Genomic DNA, 17,057 nt, shown 5'->3' on the forward strand with positions numbered 1-17,057 from the left:
CAACCAGAACTCACGGAGCCGAGCATGACAGCCGCAATCGCCCCTCTGCCATCCGCCACCCTCCCGGCGTCGGTGGTGCTGCTCTTCGCCATTGCCTGCGGGCTGGCGGTGGGCAATGTCTATTACGCCCAACCCCTGCTCGATGCCATGGCCCACAGCCTGGACATGCCGCCGGCGACCATCGGCCTGGTCATCACCCTGACCCAGGTCGGCTACGGCCTCGGCCTGCTGTTCCTGGTGCCACTGGGCGACCTGTTGAACCGCCGACGCCTGATCGTCGGCCAGACGAGCTTGTCGGTCGCGGCCCTGTTGATGGTGGCATTGGCCGCGGACAGCACCTGGCTGTTACTGGGCATGGCCCTGACCGGGCTGCTCGCGGTGGTGACCCAGGTGCTGGTGGCCTATGCCGCCAACCTGGCCGCGCCGGGCGAACGTGGCCAGGTGGTGGGCAGCGTGACCAGCGGCATCGTGCTCGGGATCCTGCTGGCGCGCACGGTGTCGGGAACCATGGCCGACCTGGCCGGCTGGCGTTCGGTGTACCTGCTGTCGGCCGGGCTGACCCTGCTGATGGCGCTGCTGTTGTGGCGGGTGCTGCCCAAGGTCGAGCAGCCGGCGGCAATGCGCGGTTACAGTCAATTGATCCGCTCGCTGTTCGATCTGTTCCGCGAAGAAAAGCGCCTGCGCGATCGAGCGGTGCTGGCGATGCTGATCTTCGGCGCCGGCACCGTGCTGTGGACCCCGCTGGTGCTGCCCCTGAGCGCCCCGCCGCTGTCGCTGTCGCACACTGAGATCGGCCTGTTCGGCCTCGCCGGGGCGGCCGGAGCCCTGGGTGCTTCGCGCGCCGGACGCTTGGCCGACCGAGGCCTGGGCCAATGGACCAGCGGCCTGGCCCTGAGCCTGATGCTGGCCTCCTGGTTGCCGATCGCCTACACCCAGTCGTCGCTCTGGGCCCTGCTGCTGGGAGTGATCGTCTTCGACCTGGGTTTGCAGGCGGTGCATGTCACCAGCCAGAGCCTGATCTACAGCACCCGCCCCGAGGCCCAGAGCCGCCTGGCGGCGGGCTACATGCTGTTCTATTCGATCGGCAGCGCCAGCGGCTCGATCGGCGCCACCGCCATGTACGCCTGGGCCGGCTGGACCGGGGTGTGCCTGCTGGGTGCGGCGATCAATGCCGTGGCGCTGGTGTATTGGTGGTGGAGCGCACAATCCTGATGAGTCGTGGTGTCTGGACGGGCGCATCGCGAGCAAGCTCGCTCCCGCAAGAGCAGCCGGTCAAGGCCCGGCTGCTCGCATTGGATGCGGCTCAATCCTTGCCGCGCAGCATGCTTTCCAGCACTCCGTCGCGGCGCACCCAGCCATGGAACAGCGCCGCCGCCAGATGCAGCAGCACCGTCAGGAACAGCAGGTAGGCGAGAAAGCCGTGGGCCTTGCGCAGCAAGGCGAACAGCTGGGCATTGGCCGGCAGGATCGACGGCAGCTGCAGCGAACTGCCAAGCATCACCGGGTCGCCGGCCGCCGAAATCATCGCCCAGCCCAGCAGCGGCAGGATCAGCATCAGCGCGTACAGCAGCACATGGGAGGCCTTGGCCGCCAACGCCTGCCAGCCCGGCAGGTCCGCCGGCAAGGGCGGTTGCCGGGTGGAAAAGCGCACGACCAGACGCACGATCACCAGCAGCAGAATGGCAATGCCCAGCGGCTTGTGCAGGTGGATCAGCCACTGATGGCGCTCGGACACCGAGGCCACCATGCCGACGCCAATAAACAGCATGGCGATGATCATCAGCGCCATCAGCCAGTGCAGCAGGCGCGCCAGTGGCGCGAAGTGGTTCGGTTGGGCGCTCATGGGCGGGACTCCTGGGCAGCGCGGGACAATTGATCGACTTCACTGGTGCGGCGCAGATAGGAACTGGCGTAGGCCGCCGAACGGGCCGCCAGCAGCGGGTCGTCGGAGGCGGCAATGCCGCTCGGCAGCACCAGCGGGTCGTAGTTGATGTCGCGGCATTCGCCTTCGTTCTGCGGCTGGCTGCGCTCCAGCACCAGGGTCCCGGCATTCAGCACCTTGCGCTCGCTGGGCCAGGCCTTGCTGGCGTCGTCGGTCGGGTCGCCCGGGTTGGCCAGGGTGATGTTCAAGCGCCAGCGCAACGGCCCCGCGGCCAGGCGCTGCACCAGGTCTTTTTCGAGGAAGTCGTTACCCTCAGGCACTACCGCTCCGGGCGGGTCCTGGGTCAGCGGCACCACGCCCCAGCGCACCGCCTGGCGTTGCCCGCTGGCGCTCACCAGGTAAAACGCGTTGATGCCGTTGTAGGTTTCGGTGGCATAGCTGGCCGAGGGCTTGGCGCTTTTGATCCATTGCAGGAACGGCATGGCTTCCGGGTGGGCGGCGAAAAACGCCGGCACGCTGGCCGGGTTCGGCTTGCCGGTCGCCGGGTCTGGCGCACTGGCCTGCTGCAACTGGTAAAACGCCTCGGGAGTGCCCACCGGGAACACCGGCATGCTGTTCATCCCGGTGCGCCATTGCTGGCCGTTGGCCTGGGTGAAACGCAGCGCCAGGCTGCGGATCGGTACGCTGCCGTCAGGCGCATAGGGGTTGCCGGCCGGCAAGGCGAAACGCCCGACCACCGGGGTCCGCGCTTCGTTGAACACCTGGGCGCTGGAATAGCTGCGGGCCTCGCCGCTGCTCTCGAAATAACCGGCCACGCATACGCCCTTGGCGTGGTTGCGGCGAAAGCCCGGATGCACGCCGTTGTTTTTCTCCAGCACATCCACCAGGGCCTTGGGGGTCAGGCGCTGCGGATCGAAAGTGCCGTTTACATAAGCCATGGCGCCGGCCAGGGCCGCGACCACCAGGGCGATCCCGGCCAGACGCAAGCTCAGGCTGGCCGCGCTCAAGGGCGGACGATCAGGGGGTGATGGACGATCTACCATGAATATCTCCAGGGCCTCGGGCCACAGGTGGAAAGGACAGGTCAGACGTACCCCGGCAGGCTTTATTCCCGCCGCCGATATTTATTTTCCGGGCACTGGAATAACCTGCACGGCCAGGCGTCTGGCTGAAGTGTGCTGTTGCAAGCGTAGCGACTGGCCAACAACCTGCAGGAACCCATGAACGATATCGACGAACAGCTGCGTGAAATCATCCCCCGGTTGCGGCGCTTCGCCCTGTCCCTGAGCCGTCAGCCCAGCAGCGCCGACGACCTGGTGCAGGCGTGCCTGGAACGGGCGCTGTCGAGCTGGAGCGAAAAACGCCCCGAGGGCGATCTGCGGGCCTGGCTGTTCGCCATTCTCTACCGCCAGTTTCTCGACGCGCACCGCCGCTCACGGCGTTATGCGCGCATGCTGGAACTCTTCAGCGGACACGACGACGCCCAGCCTTCGGTGGAACGCAGCGTGGTCGCGCAATCGACCCTGGAAGCCTTCGACCGCCTGCCCGCCGAGCAACGCGCGCTGCTGCTCTGGGTCTCGGTGGAAGGCCTGAGCTACAAGGAAGTCGCCACTATCCTCGCCGTGCCCACCGGCACCGTGATGTCCCGCCTGTCCCGGGCGCGCCAGGCCCTGCGCCAGCTCAGCGACGGCGAAATCAGCAGCCCTTCTTTGCGGATACTCAAATGATCAGCCTGCCCCCCAGCGAACGCGACCTGCACGCCTACGTCGACCATCAGCTCAGCGAGAGCGACCGGCGCCTGCTGGAAAGCTACCTGAGCAGCCACCCGCAGCTCGCCGCCCAGGTCCAGGCCTGGCAACAGGACGCCCAGCAGCTGCGCGCGGCCCTCGGCGGCGCCTTGCAACAACCGGCCAACCCCGCCCTGGACCCGGCGCTGATTCGCCAGCGCCTCAAGCGTCAGTCGCGCCGCCACTTGGCCAGCGCCGCGCTGCTGTTGATCGCCCTCGGCGTCGGCGGCCTGAGTGGCTGGCAGGCGCGGGAAATGACCCTGGCCGGTGCTCTGCCGCTGCCAATGACCGACGCCCTGCAGGCCTATCGCCTGTTCGCCCAGCAAGGCGTCCTCCCGGCCGACCTCGAGGTCCGGGGCAACGGCGCCCTGCAGGCCTGGCTCGACCGCTACTTCACCCAGGCCGAGCGCCTGCCGGACCTGCGCGAGGCCGGGTTCCAGGCGGTCAGCGGGCGCCTGCTGAGCACCGATCAAGGACCGGCGGCGATGGTGCTGTACGAGGACCAGGGCGGGCACAGGATCAGTTTCTATATCCGCCCGCCGGGACCGAAGAACTACCTGCTGCCCCGGGGCAGCCGCAGCGATGGCGAACTGCAGGCCGACTACTGGTCCGACAGCGGCTACAACTACGCCATGGTCAGCCCCAGCGGTTCGGCGGTGGCACAGCGGCTGCAGGACACCCAGAAGTTCTGAGCCACAGCGCCCGCACCCGGTGGGCCAGCCTTGAGACCGCCAGAGGTCCTTCGGACCTATCGCAGCCTGCGGCAGCGGCTACATCGACCCCGTCATCTGGTCCATCACCTTCTCCTGTAGCCGCTGCCGAAGGCTGCGATAGGCGGCGAAGCAGCCGCAGGATCTGCACCAGACCACAAACACCTGCGACCAGCACAATAGGGTCACTCCCCCCTTAAAACCCCACATCCAGCACCACATTATCGATATAAGTCCCCGCCGGCGGCGTAGCCTGGTCGGTGTAGATCCGGGCGTTGTAGTTGAACACCTGGCTGCCGGTGCCCAGGCCGTTGCCGGGGTTCACCTCGGCGTCGGAACTGGCCCGCCGCTCCGCGCCCACGCTGCCCCAGCGGGTGGTGCCGGCGCTTTTGAAGATGTCGTAGGCCAGGTAGTTGCCCCCCGAGACCATTCGCCGCCGCCCGCCGACGCTGACGGGCTGCTGGCCATCGTCCAGGCCCACGGTGTAGGCACTGCCCTTGGTACAGGCGAGGTTGATGGTCTGCCCGCTGACAGTGGCGAAGGCGCTGATCACCGGCGCGCTGCCGAAGCTGATGTTGGGCGCGGTGATCACGCAGTCGTTGGCCACCGTCAGGTTGACCGTCAGGCTGGCGACACCGCTGCCGATATCGCGCCCCAGGCATGCGCCCAGCACACCGATCCCCGCGCAGTAGTCCCAGCTCCAGGCAATGCTCAGGGTCTCGGTGTAGATGCCGGCGGCGACGTTGCTGCCGGTGATGCTGCCCAGGTAGACCGGAATGGCCTTGGCCACGGTCGGGCTGCCTAGCAGCCCCAGGGCGTCGACGATGGAGTTGCGCGCGAAGTCGAACTGCACGCCGCGGGTGATGGGATAGCTGGTGCTGTTGTTGGCGTAGATCGTATAGCCGATGACATCGCCGGTGGGGCCCAGCAGCCCGCTCTGCGAGGAGGTGATGGTGGCGTAGAAATGGTCGTTACTGGCCAGCAGGGTCGCCAACGAGCCGGTGCAGGCCAGGCCGGCGTTGGTGCTGGAAGCAGGTTGCGAGGTGGTGCGCACCAGGATCGAACTGAGGGTGCCGAAACTCGCCGGCGAGGTACTGACCACCGAGCACAGGGCCTGGGCCGCCCCGGGCAACAACGCCAACAGCAACAACCCCAGCCCCCAATAACGACGCAACCTGTCCATGTTCACTGACTCCCGATTCCGTTCATGGATCCTAACTGACACACCAGCGGCCCAATCAACGGCACCTGTTCCTGCTCCGGCTCCAGGGCAAAGCTCACCTGGCAGCTGCTGCCATCGGCGAGGCTGACCCGCAGGTTGTTGTTCGGCTTCAGGTTTTCCAGGTACACCAGGCCGTCCCAGCCCACCACCGTCTGGGCGCCGCTCTGCTCGTGGGTCACCAGGCTACCCAGGGGCAGCTCATGGTGCCGGGCGTCCACCAGGACCACGCTGGCGGCGAGAATGCGGGTCAAGGGGAACTCCACCAGGTAACCGCTGCCACGACGCACCGCGACCCGCTGTTCGACCAGCGGGCTCTGCACGTTGGCCGGCAGGTTCAGCGGGTCGATCTCGTATTTGCCGCGGTAATAGGCACTGCTCCAGGGCACCAGCAGATGGCCGTTCTTATCGGTGCGCCCCACCAGCTGGTTTTCGTAGCGCACTGGAATACCCCGGTAACCGTCGGTGCTGACCACCACGAAGGCATCGTCGATGCGGTTGGCGGCGAACACCTGGCGGTCCATCCACACCAGCGAACCGCTGGCATCGGCCCAGCGGGTTTGCGCCTCGCTGGAACCATAGACCCCGGCCTGCAATTGCACCGACTGCAAACGCCAGGTCAGGTCGGCCTGGCGGTAGGCCGGTGCATCGCCCTGGGCATATCCGAGATTGAAGCCGAAGCCGCCCTCGCTGGGCACCGCCCGGCTGTAGTTGACCCGCTGCCGGTTCTGCCCGTCCTTGCTGCGCTCGCTGCTCAGGCTGAGGCTGCCGTGGAGGTCGAACGGAATCACCAGTTGGGCCTGGACCGCCCAGTTGCTGTCGCCGATCTCGCGGTTGGCCGACAGGTAGAAACTGCTGCTGCGCCACAGCGGCTTGCTCCAGGTCAGGTTGAGCAGGCGGGTGCGCGAGTCATCCGCGGCGCGCACATCGAAATAGCCGGCGCCGAGGCTGCCGTAGCGCTCGAGGTTGAGGCTCAAGGTCAGCTGTTCGCTGCGCTGGCTGAGGCTGGCGTAGGGACTGTCCACCACCGTCAGGTCGGCATAGCCGTCGCGGCGCTGCATGTGCTGGTAGGACAGGCTGTAGCGTTGGCTGCTGTACTGGTAACCGAGGCTGATCTGCTGCCCGCCCTGGCCGTCGAAGCGGCTCTGGCTGATGGCGCTGTTGAGCACACCGAAGTTGCCCAGGCGCAGGTTGCCGCCGAAGCCGCCGAGGGTCAGGGATTCCGCCGCTTCGGCGTGGCCTTCCAGGGTCAGGTTATCGCTCAGGCCGTAGCGCAGGCTGCCGGAAGTGACGCCTGGGCCATAGCTGAAATCCTTTAGCGTGTAGTCGCGGCGCAGGGTCCCGGCGGCCACCGAGAAATCGCTCAGGCCTTGTTGCAGCAGGCTGCTGGTGACATAGAACGGCACGGTGGTGGACACCTGTCGCCCCAGGGCATCGGTGGTCACCACCACCGCTTCGCCGGCACCGTTGATGAACGGGATATTGGTCAGGGTGTAGGGCCCCGGCCGCAGGTCGGCGCTGCTGGACTTGTAGCCGTTGATAAACAGGTCCACCGAGGACGGCACCGCCGCCTCCCCGGCGAACTGCGGCAAGGGGTAGGTCACCAGGTCCGGGCGTACGGCAAAGTCGCGGGACAGTTGCACGCCGCCCAGGCGCACCGCGTTGCTCCAGGGCAAGGCGCCGCTGACCAGGTCGCCGGCCTCGTAGGTCAGCAGGCGTTCGTCATCGGAGTAACGCCAGGTCGTGTCGTAGCGCCGGTAGCCGTTGTTCAGCGTGCCCTCGCCGAGGCCGGAAAAGGTCCGCCGGTACTGGCCGGTGTTGGACAGGGTGCCCCAGCTGTCGAACAGCCGCACCTCGTTCCAGGCGGCCAGGTAGGTGCCGGCATCGTCGGTGTCGTTGAGGTACAGATCGTAATTGAGCAAGGCGCCGAAACTGCTCAGCGCCGGGGTTCGTGGATAGGCCTGGCGGCTGCCGATCCGTTGCTCCGGCAGCCAGTCCGACGGCACCTCCAGCAACAGGCGCTGGCCCTGGTCGTCGTAGTCGCTGTGCAGCCCTTGCAGGCTGTCGAGGGCGACCTGCGCGTCGAGCCCCTCGGGCAGTTTCATGCCGCTTTCCCGCAGGGCCTGGGCGGGCACGAACAGGCGCCCGGCACGTTGCTCGACGGCGATCACTCGCCCGGTATTCATCTGATTGACCACCAGTTCCAGGAACAGCTGGGCATCGCTGATCGCTTCCATGCCGCTGGGCGGCGGCGGCAGTTCGCCACTCAAGCTGGCGGAGGCGAACACCCAGCAACACAGCCCGCTCGCCGCCCACCCCGGGCGCCAGAAACGACGAGCCGCGCCGAGGCTCATTGTGGCTTTTCGTCCATCGATGGAGACCTTTCTTCCATGGTCAGCCGTGGCACCCGCTACCGGTCAGCCCGAGCGGCAGCTCTGCAACCCCACCTGTCCTCGGCGGCAAGCGGCTTTAGCGGGCCGGCGCAACGCTCTGCACCTGTGGCGCGCCATTGACCCGCACCTGCAGCACCGCGTCCGTGGTCGGCGCAGCGGGCAGCGGCCAACGCATGATCGCCCCCGGCAGCACGTAGCCCAGCAGTCCTTCCACCAGCGGCCGGGTCTGCCCCGCCTGCTTGAACGCCACATCGGTCAGGCGCGCATGCACCGCGCCCTGGTTGCGCACCTCCACGTAATTGCGGCCGTCCACCGCCACCTTGCGCCAGCTCAGCTCGGGCACGCCGGCGCTTTTCGGATCACGCTGGCGGGTAGTGTCTTCCTTGCTCCAGAGCCCGACCCCGTAGGCGAACAGCGGCACCGAATAGCGCATCTGGAAACGGATGGCCGCCGCCGTCTTGCCCTCGCCTTCGGCAATCGGCGCCTGCACCGAGGGGATTTCATCGATGATGATCCGGTAGGCCAGCTCCTGGCCGGGCGGGACTTCGCGGGTCCGGGTCAGGCGCACCAGTTGCTTCTGCCCGGGCGCGATCTTCGCCACCGGCGGGCTGCCGATCACCTCCCGCTGGTTCTGGTACTGGTCCTCGAAGCCACTCTGACTCCAGGCAAAGACGCGGATCTGCAAGTTGGCGGTTTCCGTGCCGCGGTTCTCCAGCCACAAGGCGCTGGCCTGTTGGTCGGCCTCCAGTACCGGGTCGATCGGCCAGATCAGCACCGAGCTGGCGGCCCTGGCCTGGGCCACCCCCAGCAACGCCATGGCCAGCACGGCACAACCAACGACCTGCAACCGCCGGGAAGTCGAATACATACCGCCACTCCTTATGGTCTTGCTCTATCACCACGACAGCTGCACCTGCAGCACATCGCTGTACGTTCCCCCAGGCTGGTTGCCCGGTAATTGCACCTGGCCGTAGATCGGCAGGCTGATGTCGTTCGCGTCGCTATAGGCCACCGCCACGCTCTGGCCAATGCCCAGGCTCTGGCTGAACGCCGCGTCGCGAAACAGCTGATAAGCCACCCGTGCACTGCCGCCATCGAGCTGCATGTGCCGTCCACTGCTGTTGTACTGGCCGCCGTCGACACTCATGTTCAGGGTCACCCCCGGCGTGCATTGCAGCTGCACGCTGCCCGCCAGGGCGACCTGCAGCGTGCTGGTGGACAACGCCGACTGGCTGCCGAAGTCCAGGCTGCCGTAGTTGCTCCCCCCGCCCACCACCAGGCAGCCGGCGACCACCGTGGCGCTGACCTGGAAGCTCTGGCTGGTCACTGCCACCAGGGGTAGCGGCAGGCTGCTGGCAGCGAGCAGCACCAATGCCGCGCAGGCTTGACGGGCCATGGCGTCAGAAGGTCAGTTCGACGGCGACGGTGTCGGTGTAGGTCCCCGCCGGCAGGCCGGCCTTGCCAAGCGCCTTGCCGTAGATGTTGACGGTCTGCGCCACGCCGGTGCTTGTGGCCAGGTTGATGACATCGTCGATGGCCAGGAGCTGCGAGTGGCCAGAGTCGCTGTACAAGTCGTAAGGCACGAAGTTGCCGCTGCCATCGGCCAGGGCCCGGGTGCCGCCGGCAGACTGGCCGTCGTGGGCGCCCGCGCGGACTTTCACCACCGGGCTGGTGCCGCTGGAACAGAGGATCGACAAGGCCCCGCCGCCACCACCGAGCACCTGGGCCGTGGCCTGGGTGAACAGGCTGTCGGTGGTGCCGAAGTTCAGGGTGCCGAAGTTCAGGCCACTGCTGCCGCCCGCCCCGTTGACCTGGCAACTGCTGGTGAGAATCAGGCTGGACGTGATCTGGCCGGTGACCGTCGCGGCCTGGGCGCTGGAGAAGATCGCGAAGCCAAGCAGGGCCAGGGCGAGCCGGGATACAAACATGTGCATGACATTCGTCCTCTGTGGGTTTACCAATCCAGCGTCACCGTCAGGGTGTCGGTGTAGACCCCTGCCGGCAACGCGCGGCTATTCGCGACCACCGAGCCAAACACCGGGATCGGTACCTGGGCTCCACTGGTAACGGCGAAATTGTGTTGTTGACCGATGCTGTAGCTGTCGCTGCCGGAGGCATCGAGGAACAGCCGATAGGCAATGGTCTGGCGGCCATTGCTCAGGCGCCGGGTGCTGCCGTCGCCATTGCGGCCGCCGTCGATGGTCACGGTGAAACCGGTCACCGAAGGGTTGCAGGCGACTCCCAGGCGGCCATTGCCAGCGCCGCTGAGGCTGGCATTCAGGGGATTGGCCCAGGTCGGGCCGTGCTGGCCGAAGTCCAGCAGGCCGAAGTCGCTGAGCGGGTTTTCGGGCGTGCTGGTAGCGCCATTGGTCACTTCGCAGCCGGCGATGATGGTCAGCCGCGCATGGATCTGCCCGCTGATCGCCGCTTGCGCGTGGTCAGCCAGCAGTAGCACGGAACCCAGGGCCGCCAGCGTCCAGCGTCTACTTGTCATAGCGCATCCATCCCAGATCCATCAGGATCTCTCCCTTGACCGCTCATGGCGAGCGACCTCCCTGTACTGCCCGGATCCACTGGACGGCTCCTTCACGATCACTACCAGGTGACCGTCACTTTCAGCAGGTCGGAATAACGACTGACCCGCGGGATCTCGGCCAGCGGTTCGATCCGCCCGTACAACGGCAGGTCCACCGACCCCGAGTCCGGCACCCGGCCGCTCACCGGCACATTCACCGGCAGCGGAATGCGCCGGGCCGGATCCTGGTACAGGCGATAGGGAATGGGTTTGCTGTGTTCGGCACTGCCGGCCAGGTAGCGCACTTCGCCGACGCCTCCGTGTTGTCCGCCGTCGACGCGCAATTGATAAGGGGTGTCCGGGTTGCATTCGAGCCTGGGCAGGCGGGCGTCGAGCAACGCCGCGCTGAGGGGGCCGGTGGGGTTGTCGAGGCGCGGGCTGCTGCCGAAATCCAGCACGCCCAGTTGCTCGATGCCGGCATCGCGCTGCTGCCCCACCAGCAGGCAGCCACGCTGCACGTTGACCCGGACCTCCACCTGGAGCTCCACGGCCCATGCCGTCGCGCCGAGCAACATGCTCATGACTGCGAAAACCAACTTGCCATTCAACGCCTCAATCCTTTTGAGGAACGATAGGTACAGCTCAGGTTAGCCAGCGTCGGGGAAATCGCCAGCGCCGGGGGCAAGCCGCGCGCCAATAAAACAGCCCCTTGAGCACCCGGTGCACCGTGATCGAACACAGTGACACGGGCAAAAAGCTGTACCGACCCGAGCCTTTCGTAGAACAGACCGGCGCCTTCGGACAGCGCTGGATGCCGGGCCGGGGATTGGTTAAATTACCGCGCCGGTTCCAGGGGGGAGCGGGCCTGGAACCATCGGGGTGACACCATTGGCCGCTTTACCGCCAAACCGCTCGCTACGCCCATCGCGCTGGCCCAGGCTGCGCGCGTTCTTCGGCAAGGCCTTCGCCCGGCCCGCCGCCAACACCAGCCACGGCCGAGTGATTCACGAGTATTTCCGGCACAAGGCCCACGACCAGGGCTACACCCTGAGCCACAGCCAGCAGCGGGTGATCGACTACATGGCCCAGCAGGCCAACGCCCTGCTCCAGCCAGACGCCAGGCCAAACGCCAGCCGCAGCCTGTATCTTTATGGCGCGGTGGGACGGGGCAAGAGCTGGCTGCTGGACGGCTTCTTCCGCGCCATCCCGCTGGCGGAAAAACAGCGCCTGCACTTCCACGACTTCTTCGCCCAGCTGCATCAGGGCATGTTCCGTCACCGCGAGCAGCCCGACGCCCTGGAGGCCACCCTCGACGAACTGCTCAGCCATTGCCGTGTGCTGTGCTTCGACGAGTTCCACGTCCACGACATCGGCGACGCGATGCTGATCACGCGGCTGTTCAAGGCCCTGTTCCAGCGCGGCATCCTACTGCTGGTGACGTCCAACTACGCCCCCCAGGGCTTGCTGCCCAACCCGCTCTACCATGCGCGCTTCAAACCGGTGATCGAACTGATCGCCAGCCGCATGCAGGTGATGGAGGTCGGCGGCCCCCACGACTATCGCAGCCAGCCCCGCAGCCATTCGCAGCAGGTGTTCACCCAGGGCCGTTACCTGTGGCCCGGCAGTGAGCAGCAGCGCCTGAGCCTGGGCCTGCCACCACGCAACAGCCCGACCTCGCCACTGATGGTCGGCGCGCGCCAGCTCCAGGCACGGCTGTGCGAACGGCACAGCGTGGGTTTTGCCTTCAGTGACCTGTGCGAACAGCCGACCGCGGTCATGGACTATCTGGAGCTGAGCCGGCGTTTCGACCACTGGATCATCGACGAACTGCCCGAACTGGGCGAATGCCCGATCGCCGTGCAGCAACGCTTTATCAACCTGATCGACGTGCTGTACGACCAGGACAAGCACCTGACCCTGATCGGCGAACGCTCCCTGCGCGAAAGCCTGGGCGGCAACGCCATCGACCTGGCGCGCACCCGCAGCCGCCTGGGCCAGCTGCAGGAAATCAGCGCGGATACGCCGCCGAGCTGAACCGACGGTCGCCACCCACCGTTCCACGCCGCTATCATGGCGGCCATTTCCAGGGCCGTGCGCCCTCCTCCTGCCTGAGTGTCGAACCTGTTCATGGATACCCTTGCCCAACTGCGGGCCGGCCAATTGGCCGGGCTCAAGCGTCTGGACCTGTCTTGCGGGCTGACCGAATTCCCCCGGGAAATCTTCGACCTGGCGGACTCGCTGGAAGTCCTCAACCTCAGCGGCAACGCCCTGAGCAGCCTGCCGGACGACCTGCACCGCCTGACCCGCCTGCGGGTGCTGTTCTGCTCCGATAACCGCTTCACGCAAATGCCGGCCTGCGTCGGCCAGTGCGCACGACTGAGCATGGTCGGCTTCAAGGCCAACCAGATCGAGCGGGTGCCCGCCGCCGCCCTGCCGCCGCTGTTGCGCTGGCTGATCCTCACCGACAACCGCATCGAGGAACTGCCGGACGAGCTGGGCCGGCGCCCGCACCTGCAAAAGCTGATGCTCTCCGGCAACCGCCTGACCCGGCTGCCCCAGAGCCTCGGCCAATGCCACCAACTGGAGCTGATCCGCATCGCCGCCAACCGTCTCAGCGCATTGCCCGCCTTCCTGCTGGGCCTGCCACGCCTGACTTGGCTGGCCTATGCCGGCAACCCGCTGGAATCCGAAGCCGACGCGGTGGCGCTGGAGTCGGTGGCGCAGATTCCCTGGGCCGAGCTGGATGTGCAGCAGCGCCTGGGCGAAGGCGCCTCCGGGGTGATTCACCAGGCCCGCTGGCAGCGCCCCGGGCAAGCGCCAAGCGAGGTGGCGGTCAAGCTGTACAAGGGCAGCATGACCAGCGACGGCTCGCCACTGCATGAAATGAATGCCTGCATCAGCGCCGGCCGCCACCCGAACCTGATCCGGGTCGAAGGCCGGATCAGCGATCATCCCCAAGGGCAGAACGGCCTGGTGATGCAGTTGATCGAGCCGAGCTACCGCAACCTGGCGGCCTTGCCGAGCCTGGCCTCCTGCACCCGCGACATCTACGACGAGAGCACCCGGTTCGGCGCCGACACGGCCTTGCGCATGGCCCGTGGCATCGCCTCGGTCGGCGCGCACCTGCACCACCAGGGCATCACCCACGGCGACCTGTACGGCCATAACATTCTGTGGAACCCAGAGGGCGAGTGCCTGCTGGGGGATTTTGGCGCGGCGTCCTTCCATGCGCTGGCCGACACCGAGGAAACCCGCGCACTGCAACGCATCGAAGTACGGGCCTTCGGCATTCTGCTGGAGGAGTTGCTGGCAAGGATCGAGTCGGGCCTGGGCCCGCGGCAGCATGAACGCCTGCAAACGCTGGTCAGCGACTGCTGTCAGCCGCAGGTGCTGGCGCGGCCGGGGTTTGCTGAAGTGCTAGAGGTGTTGCAGGGGATTTGAACAAGAGCATCGCGAGCAAGCTCGCTCCTGCAGGGATTATGCAGTCCCTGCAGGAGCAGCCGGTCAACGCTCGATTGCTCGCGAAAAGAGCGCTCAGACAACGCGACTTCCAGGGCCGGGCTTAACCCGCCAGGCCGACGAACATGTCCTGCACGTCGTCATGGTTGTCCAGGCCTTCGAGGAAGGCTTCGACTTCCGCCATCTGCTCGTCGGACAGGCCGCTGACCGGGTTCTTCGGCTGGTAGCCCAGCTTGGCCGAGAGCACGGTGAAGCCTTGCTCGGGCAGGGCTTTCTGCACCGCGTCAAGGTCCGCAGGCTCGGTCAGGAACAGGGTCGCGCCCTCTTCGCCCGGCTCGAAATCCTGGGCCCCGGCTTCGATGGCCGCCAGTTCCGGATCGGCGTCCGGGCTGTCCGGGGTGGCTTCGATCATGCCGACATGGTTGAAGTCCCAGGACACCGAACCGGAGGCGCCCAGCTGGCCCTTGCGGAAAGCCACGCGGATTTCCGCGACGGTACGGTTGATGTTGTCAGTCACGCATTCGACGATCAGCGGCACCTGGTGCGGCGCGAAACCCTCGTAGGTCACGCGGTGGTATTGCACCATCTCGCCGAGCTGGCCCGAACCTTTCTTGATCGCACGTTCCAGGGTCTCGCGGGGCATCGAGGCCTTTTTCGCCTGCTCCACCACCAGACGCAGGTGTGCGTTGGTGGCGACGTCAGCGCCGTTGCGGGCAGCAATGGTGATCTCTTTGACCAGCTTGCCGAAGATCTTGCCCTTGGCGTTGGCTGCTGCTTCTTTGTGTTTAACCTTCCACTGTGCGCCCATTACTCACTCTCTTTGATCTGTGGCGTCGAGTTGGATTTGGCCGACGCGATGGGCAAGTTTATACGGCCTGAAGGCACCAATCGACCAAAAAGTCAGATCCGCGACCTGTAGCCGGGTATCAACTCGTGGGCGCCAGCTCCAGGAAGGCCTGGATCAAGCGCAACTCCCGACGCCGCTCCAGGCAGCCGAGCATGTGCCGGTTCAGCAGCCCCTCGCCGATGATCGGCAGCGCCCGCACCCGAGGGTCGGGGCTGAGTTCCAGCGACGACACCACGCCCACCCCCAACTGCGCCGCCACCGCCTCGGTCACCGCCTCGCGGCTGTCCAGTTCCAGCAGCACCTTGGGGTTGACCCCGGCCTCGGCGCAGGCCGCATCAAAGGTGCGGCGGGTAATCGAGCCGGGTTCGCGCAGGACCATGATCACCTGGTCCAGGCGCTCCAGCCGCACGCCCTCGGGTTCGGCCAGCCATGGATGGCCCTGCGGCACCAGCGCGCAGATCCGCGACTGGCCAAGGCTTTGCAGGTGCAGGCCCTTGCGCGGTTCGACCTCGGTCAGCACCGCCACGTCGGCGTGCTCCGAAAGCAGCGCCGCCAGGGTTTCCTGGGCATTGCCCAGGCGCAGGTTGACGGTAATCCCCGGATAGCATTCGCGCAGGCTGGCGAGCATCGGCATCACCAAGTGCGGGCCGTCCGCCGCCACCTCCAGGCGCCCGGTGAGCAGTTGCCGGTTGGCTTCGAGCATGGCCTGGGCCTCTTCGGCCAGGCCGAACATGGCGCGGGTGATCGCCGCCAGCCTGGTGCCCTCTTCCGTCAGTTCGACCCGGCGCGCGGTACGCCGCAGCAGGGTGATCTGGTAGTTCTCCTCCAGCGCCTTGATATGCCCGGTGACCGCCGGCTGGCTGATGAACAGCCGCGCAGCGGCCCGGGTGAAGCTGCCTTCACGGGCCACGGCATCGAACGCGCGCAGTTGGAACAGGTTCATATCTATCGGTCTCACTTATGACTGGCATAACAACAAACAATTTGATTGATAGAGAGCCAAACTGCAATTTAAACCCCGTAGTTTTTATCCCAAGCGCATCCCGTAACGCTTTTGCGAGGACACCCGAATTGAGTACTGCCGCGCCCATCCTGCTCACTCCCGGCCCCCTGACCACTTCGGCCCGTACCCGCCAGGCGATGCTGCTGGACTGGGGTTCATGGGATGACCGCTTCAACCAGCTGACCGCCAGCGTCTGCGAACAATTGCTGGTCATCGTCAACGGCGCCGCCAGCCACCACTGCGTGCCCCTGCAAGGCAGCGGCACCTTCGCCGTGGAAGCCGCCATCGGCACCCTGGTGCCACAGGGCGGCAAGGTGCTGGTGCTGATCAACGGCGCCTACGGCAAGCGCCTGGCAAAGATCTGCGAAGTGCTGGGCCGCGATTTCAGCACCTTCGAAACCGCCGAGGACCAGCCGACCACCGCCGCCGACGTCGATCGCCTGCTGCGTGCCGATGCGGCCATCAGCCATGTGGCGTTGATCCATTGCGAAACCAGCACCGGCATCCTCAATCCGCTGCCGGACATCGCCCAGGTGGTGGCCGACCATGGCAAGCACCTGATCATCGACGCCATGAGCTCCTTCGGCGCGCTGCCGATCGATGCCCGGCACGTGCCGTTCGACGCGCTGATCGCCGCGTCCGGCAAATGCCTGGAAGGCGTCCCCGGCATGGGCTTCGTCTTCGCCCGCAAGGAAGCCCTGGCTGCGGCCGCCGGCAATTCGCACTCGCTGGCCATGGACTTGCACGACCAGCACAGCTACATGACCAAGACCGGGCAATGGCGCTTCACGCCGCCGACCCACGTCGTCGCAGCCCTGCACGAAGCCCTGCTGCAATACCACGAAGAAGGCGGCCTGCCGGCACGCCACCAGCGGTATGCCGCCAACTGCCAGGCGCTGCTCGACGGCATGACGCAACTGGGCCTGCGCAGCTTCCTGCCGGCAGCGATCCAGGCGCCGATCATCGTCACCTTCCACGCGCCGAACGATCCGCGCTACCGGTTCAAGGACTTCTACGAACGGGTCAAGGCCAAGGGTTTCATCCTCTACCCCGGCAAGCTGACCCGGGTTGAAACCTTCCGCGTCGGCTGCATCGGCCATGTCGACCCGGCCGGGATGCGCGCCGCGGTCCAGGCCATCGCCGATGTGCTGCGGGAAATGCAAGTGCTGGATATCTGATTGCCACAACCACCGCCCTGTAGGAGCGAGCTTGCTCGCGATACAGACGGTGCAGCCCCCCAAC

Annotated in this window: 17 protein-coding genes; 6 read left to right on the plus strand and 11 right to left on the minus strand. The window is 66.4% G+C overall.

What is annotated here, in order from left to right; genetic code table 11:
• Nucleotides 1–24 precede the first annotated feature (24 nt).
• Nucleotides 25–1,212 carry an MFS transporter gene (locus tag IF690_RS19105; RefSeq protein ID WP_202696933.1) on the plus strand — a complete coding sequence of 396 codons (1,188 nt, stop codon included), beginning with the start codon at nucleotides 25–27 and terminating at the stop codon, nucleotides 1,210–1,212.
• A 91-nt stretch (nucleotides 1,213–1,303) separates the two neighbouring features.
• Here the strand turns inward: IF690_RS19105 and IF690_RS19110 are convergent, their stop codons facing one another.
• On the minus strand, nucleotides 1,304–1,843 hold the full coding sequence (locus tag IF690_RS19110; protein WP_202696934.1) for a cytochrome b: 540 nt from the start codon (nucleotides 1,841–1,843) through the stop codon (nucleotides 1,304–1,306).
• A complete protein-coding gene (locus IF690_RS19115; RefSeq protein WP_202696935.1) occupies nucleotides 1,840–2,925 on the minus strand; it encodes a catalase family peroxidase in 1,086 nt (361 codons plus the stop codon). The genes IF690_RS19110 and IF690_RS19115 overlap by 4 nt, the downstream gene beginning before the upstream one ends.
• A 177-nt stretch (nucleotides 2,926–3,102) precedes the next feature.
• On the opposite strand from IF690_RS19115, the gene IF690_RS19120 reads away from it, so the two are divergent.
• Nucleotides 3,103–3,609: an RNA polymerase sigma factor gene (locus IF690_RS19120; RefSeq protein WP_202696936.1), complete on the plus strand. Its 507-nt coding sequence runs from the start codon at nucleotides 3,103–3,105 to the stop codon at nucleotides 3,607–3,609.
• Nucleotides 3,606–4,361 carry an anti-sigma factor family protein gene (locus IF690_RS19125; protein WP_202696937.1) on the plus strand — a complete coding sequence of 252 codons (756 nt, stop codon included), beginning with the start codon at nucleotides 3,606–3,608 and terminating at the stop codon, nucleotides 4,359–4,361. Before IF690_RS19120 ends, IF690_RS19125 begins: the two co-directional genes overlap by 4 nt.
• Nucleotides 4,362–4,575: 214 nt before the next feature.
• On the opposite strand, the gene IF690_RS19130 is transcribed toward IF690_RS19125, so the two are convergent.
• The 7 genes from IF690_RS19130 to IF690_RS19160 all read right to left on the minus strand — a co-directional run bounded on the left by IF690_RS19130 (nucleotide 4,576) and on the right by IF690_RS19160 (nucleotide 11,087).
• Nucleotides 4,576–5,562, minus strand: a complete 987-nt coding sequence (locus IF690_RS19130; RefSeq protein WP_202696938.1) for a Csu type fimbrial protein — start codon at nucleotides 5,560–5,562, stop codon at nucleotides 4,576–4,578.
• Nucleotides 5,563–5,564: 2 nt separating this feature from the next.
• Nucleotides 5,565–7,952, minus strand: coding sequence for a fimbria/pilus outer membrane usher protein (locus IF690_RS19135; RefSeq protein ID WP_202696939.1), 2,388 nt, complete (start codon nucleotides 7,950–7,952; stop codon nucleotides 5,565–5,567).
• Between the two features lie 115 nt (nucleotides 7,953–8,067).
• Nucleotides 8,068–8,859, minus strand: a complete 792-nt coding sequence (locus tag IF690_RS19140) for a fimbrial biogenesis chaperone (RefSeq protein ID WP_202696940.1) — start codon at nucleotides 8,857–8,859, stop codon at nucleotides 8,068–8,070.
• A 27-nt stretch (nucleotides 8,860–8,886) separates the two neighbouring features.
• Nucleotides 8,887–9,387: a Csu type fimbrial protein gene (locus IF690_RS19145; protein WP_202696941.1), complete on the minus strand. Its 501-nt coding sequence runs from the start codon at nucleotides 9,385–9,387 to the stop codon at nucleotides 8,887–8,889.
• 4 nt (nucleotides 9,388–9,391) lie between these two features.
• On the minus strand, nucleotides 9,392–9,925 hold the full coding sequence (locus IF690_RS19150) for a Csu type fimbrial protein (protein ID WP_202696942.1): 534 nt from the start codon (nucleotides 9,923–9,925) through the stop codon (nucleotides 9,392–9,394).
• Nucleotides 9,926–9,945: 20 nt separating this feature from the next.
• Nucleotides 9,946–10,485, minus strand: coding sequence for a Csu type fimbrial protein (locus tag IF690_RS19155; RefSeq protein ID WP_202696943.1), 540 nt, complete (start codon nucleotides 10,483–10,485; stop codon nucleotides 9,946–9,948).
• A gap of 101 nt (nucleotides 10,486–10,586) precedes the next feature.
• The gene (locus IF690_RS19160; protein WP_502710148.1) at nucleotides 10,587–11,087 is read right to left on the minus strand and encodes a Csu type fimbrial protein; all 501 of its coding nucleotides are present in this window, start codon (nucleotides 11,085–11,087) and stop codon (nucleotides 10,587–10,589) included.
• Between the two features lie 307 nt (nucleotides 11,088–11,394).
• Here IF690_RS19160 and zapE point away from each other — a divergent pair, with 307 nt between their 5' ends.
• Nucleotides 11,395–12,540 (plus strand): cell division protein ZapE, encoded by a 1,146-nt coding sequence (gene zapE, locus IF690_RS19165; protein WP_202701571.1) that lies wholly within the window; start codon nucleotides 11,395–11,397, stop codon nucleotides 12,538–12,540.
• Nucleotides 12,541–12,633: 93 nt separating this feature from the next.
• Entirely contained in the window at nucleotides 12,634–13,947 is a 1,314-nt protein-coding gene (locus IF690_RS19170; protein ID WP_202696945.1) for a leucine-rich repeat-containing protein kinase family protein, read from the plus strand.
• Nucleotides 13,948–14,068: 121 nt separating this feature from the next.
• On the opposite strand, the gene IF690_RS19175 is transcribed toward IF690_RS19170, so the two are convergent.
• Both IF690_RS19175 and IF690_RS19180 read right to left on the minus strand, forming a co-directional pair.
• Nucleotides 14,069–14,773 (minus strand): YebC/PmpR family DNA-binding transcriptional regulator, encoded by a 705-nt coding sequence (locus IF690_RS19175; RefSeq protein ID WP_023964318.1) that lies wholly within the window; start codon nucleotides 14,771–14,773, stop codon nucleotides 14,069–14,071.
• A 118-nt stretch (nucleotides 14,774–14,891) separates the two neighbouring features.
• Nucleotides 14,892–15,755, minus strand: a complete 864-nt coding sequence (locus tag IF690_RS19180; RefSeq protein ID WP_202696946.1) for a LysR substrate-binding domain-containing protein — start codon at nucleotides 15,753–15,755, stop codon at nucleotides 14,892–14,894.
• Between the two features lie 128 nt (nucleotides 15,756–15,883).
• Here IF690_RS19180 and IF690_RS19185 point away from each other — a divergent pair, with 128 nt between their 5' ends.
• Nucleotides 15,884–16,993: a 2-aminoethylphosphonate--pyruvate transaminase gene (locus IF690_RS19185; protein WP_202696947.1), complete on the plus strand. Its 1,110-nt coding sequence runs from the start codon at nucleotides 15,884–15,886 to the stop codon at nucleotides 16,991–16,993.
• Nucleotides 16,994–17,057: the final 64 nt, after the last annotated feature.

This window comes from Pseudomonas sp. SK3(2021) (genome assembly GCF_016772375.1).
Taxonomy (GTDB): domain Bacteria; phylum Pseudomonadota; class Gammaproteobacteria; order Pseudomonadales; family Pseudomonadaceae; genus Aquipseudomonas; species Aquipseudomonas chlororaphis_I.

Bases quoted from the DNA above. Each gene is read 5' to 3' on its own strand.
- IF690_RS19105 (WP_202696933.1), top strand. From the start codon at position 25: ATGACAGCCGCAATCGCCCCTCTGCCATCCGCCACCCTCCCGGCGTCG.
- IF690_RS19110 (WP_202696934.1), bottom strand. From the start codon at position 1,843: ATGAGCGCCCAACCGAACCACTTCGCGCCACTGGCGCGCCTGCTGCAC.
- IF690_RS19115 (WP_202696935.1), bottom strand. From the start codon at position 2,925: ATGGTAGATCGTCCATCACCCCCTGATCGTCCGCCCTTGAGCGCGGCC.
- IF690_RS19120 (WP_202696936.1), top strand. From the start codon at position 3,103: ATGAACGATATCGACGAACAGCTGCGTGAAATCATCCCCCGGTTGCGG.
- IF690_RS19125 (WP_202696937.1), top strand. From the start codon at position 3,606: ATGATCAGCCTGCCCCCCAGCGAACGCGACCTGCACGCCTACGTCGAC.
- IF690_RS19130 (WP_202696938.1), bottom strand. From the start codon at position 5,562: ATGGACAGGTTGCGTCGTTATTGGGGGCTGGGGTTGTTGCTGTTGGCG.
- IF690_RS19135 (WP_202696939.1), bottom strand. From the start codon at position 7,952: ATGAGCCTCGGCGCGGCTCGTCGTTTCTGGCGCCCGGGGTGGGCGGCG.
- IF690_RS19140 (WP_202696940.1), bottom strand. From the start codon at position 8,859: ATGTATTCGACTTCCCGGCGGTTGCAGGTCGTTGGTTGTGCCGTGCTG.
- IF690_RS19145 (WP_202696941.1), bottom strand. From the start codon at position 9,387: ATGGCCCGTCAAGCCTGCGCGGCATTGGTGCTGCTCGCTGCCAGCAGC.
- IF690_RS19150 (WP_202696942.1), bottom strand. From the start codon at position 9,925: ATGCACATGTTTGTATCCCGGCTCGCCCTGGCCCTGCTTGGCTTCGCG.
- IF690_RS19155 (WP_202696943.1), bottom strand. From the start codon at position 10,485: ATGACAAGTAGACGCTGGACGCTGGCGGCCCTGGGTTCCGTGCTACTG.
- IF690_RS19160 (WP_502710148.1), bottom strand. From the start codon at position 11,087: ATGAGCATGTTGCTCGGCGCGACGGCATGGGCCGTGGAGCTCCAGGTG.
- IF690_RS19170 (WP_202696945.1), top strand. From the start codon at position 12,634: ATGGATACCCTTGCCCAACTGCGGGCCGGCCAATTGGCCGGGCTCAAG.
- IF690_RS19175 (WP_023964318.1), bottom strand. From the start codon at position 14,773: ATGGGCGCACAGTGGAAGGTTAAACACAAAGAAGCAGCAGCCAACGCC.
- IF690_RS19180 (WP_202696946.1), bottom strand. From the start codon at position 15,755: ATGAACCTGTTCCAACTGCGCGCGTTCGATGCCGTGGCCCGTGAAGGC.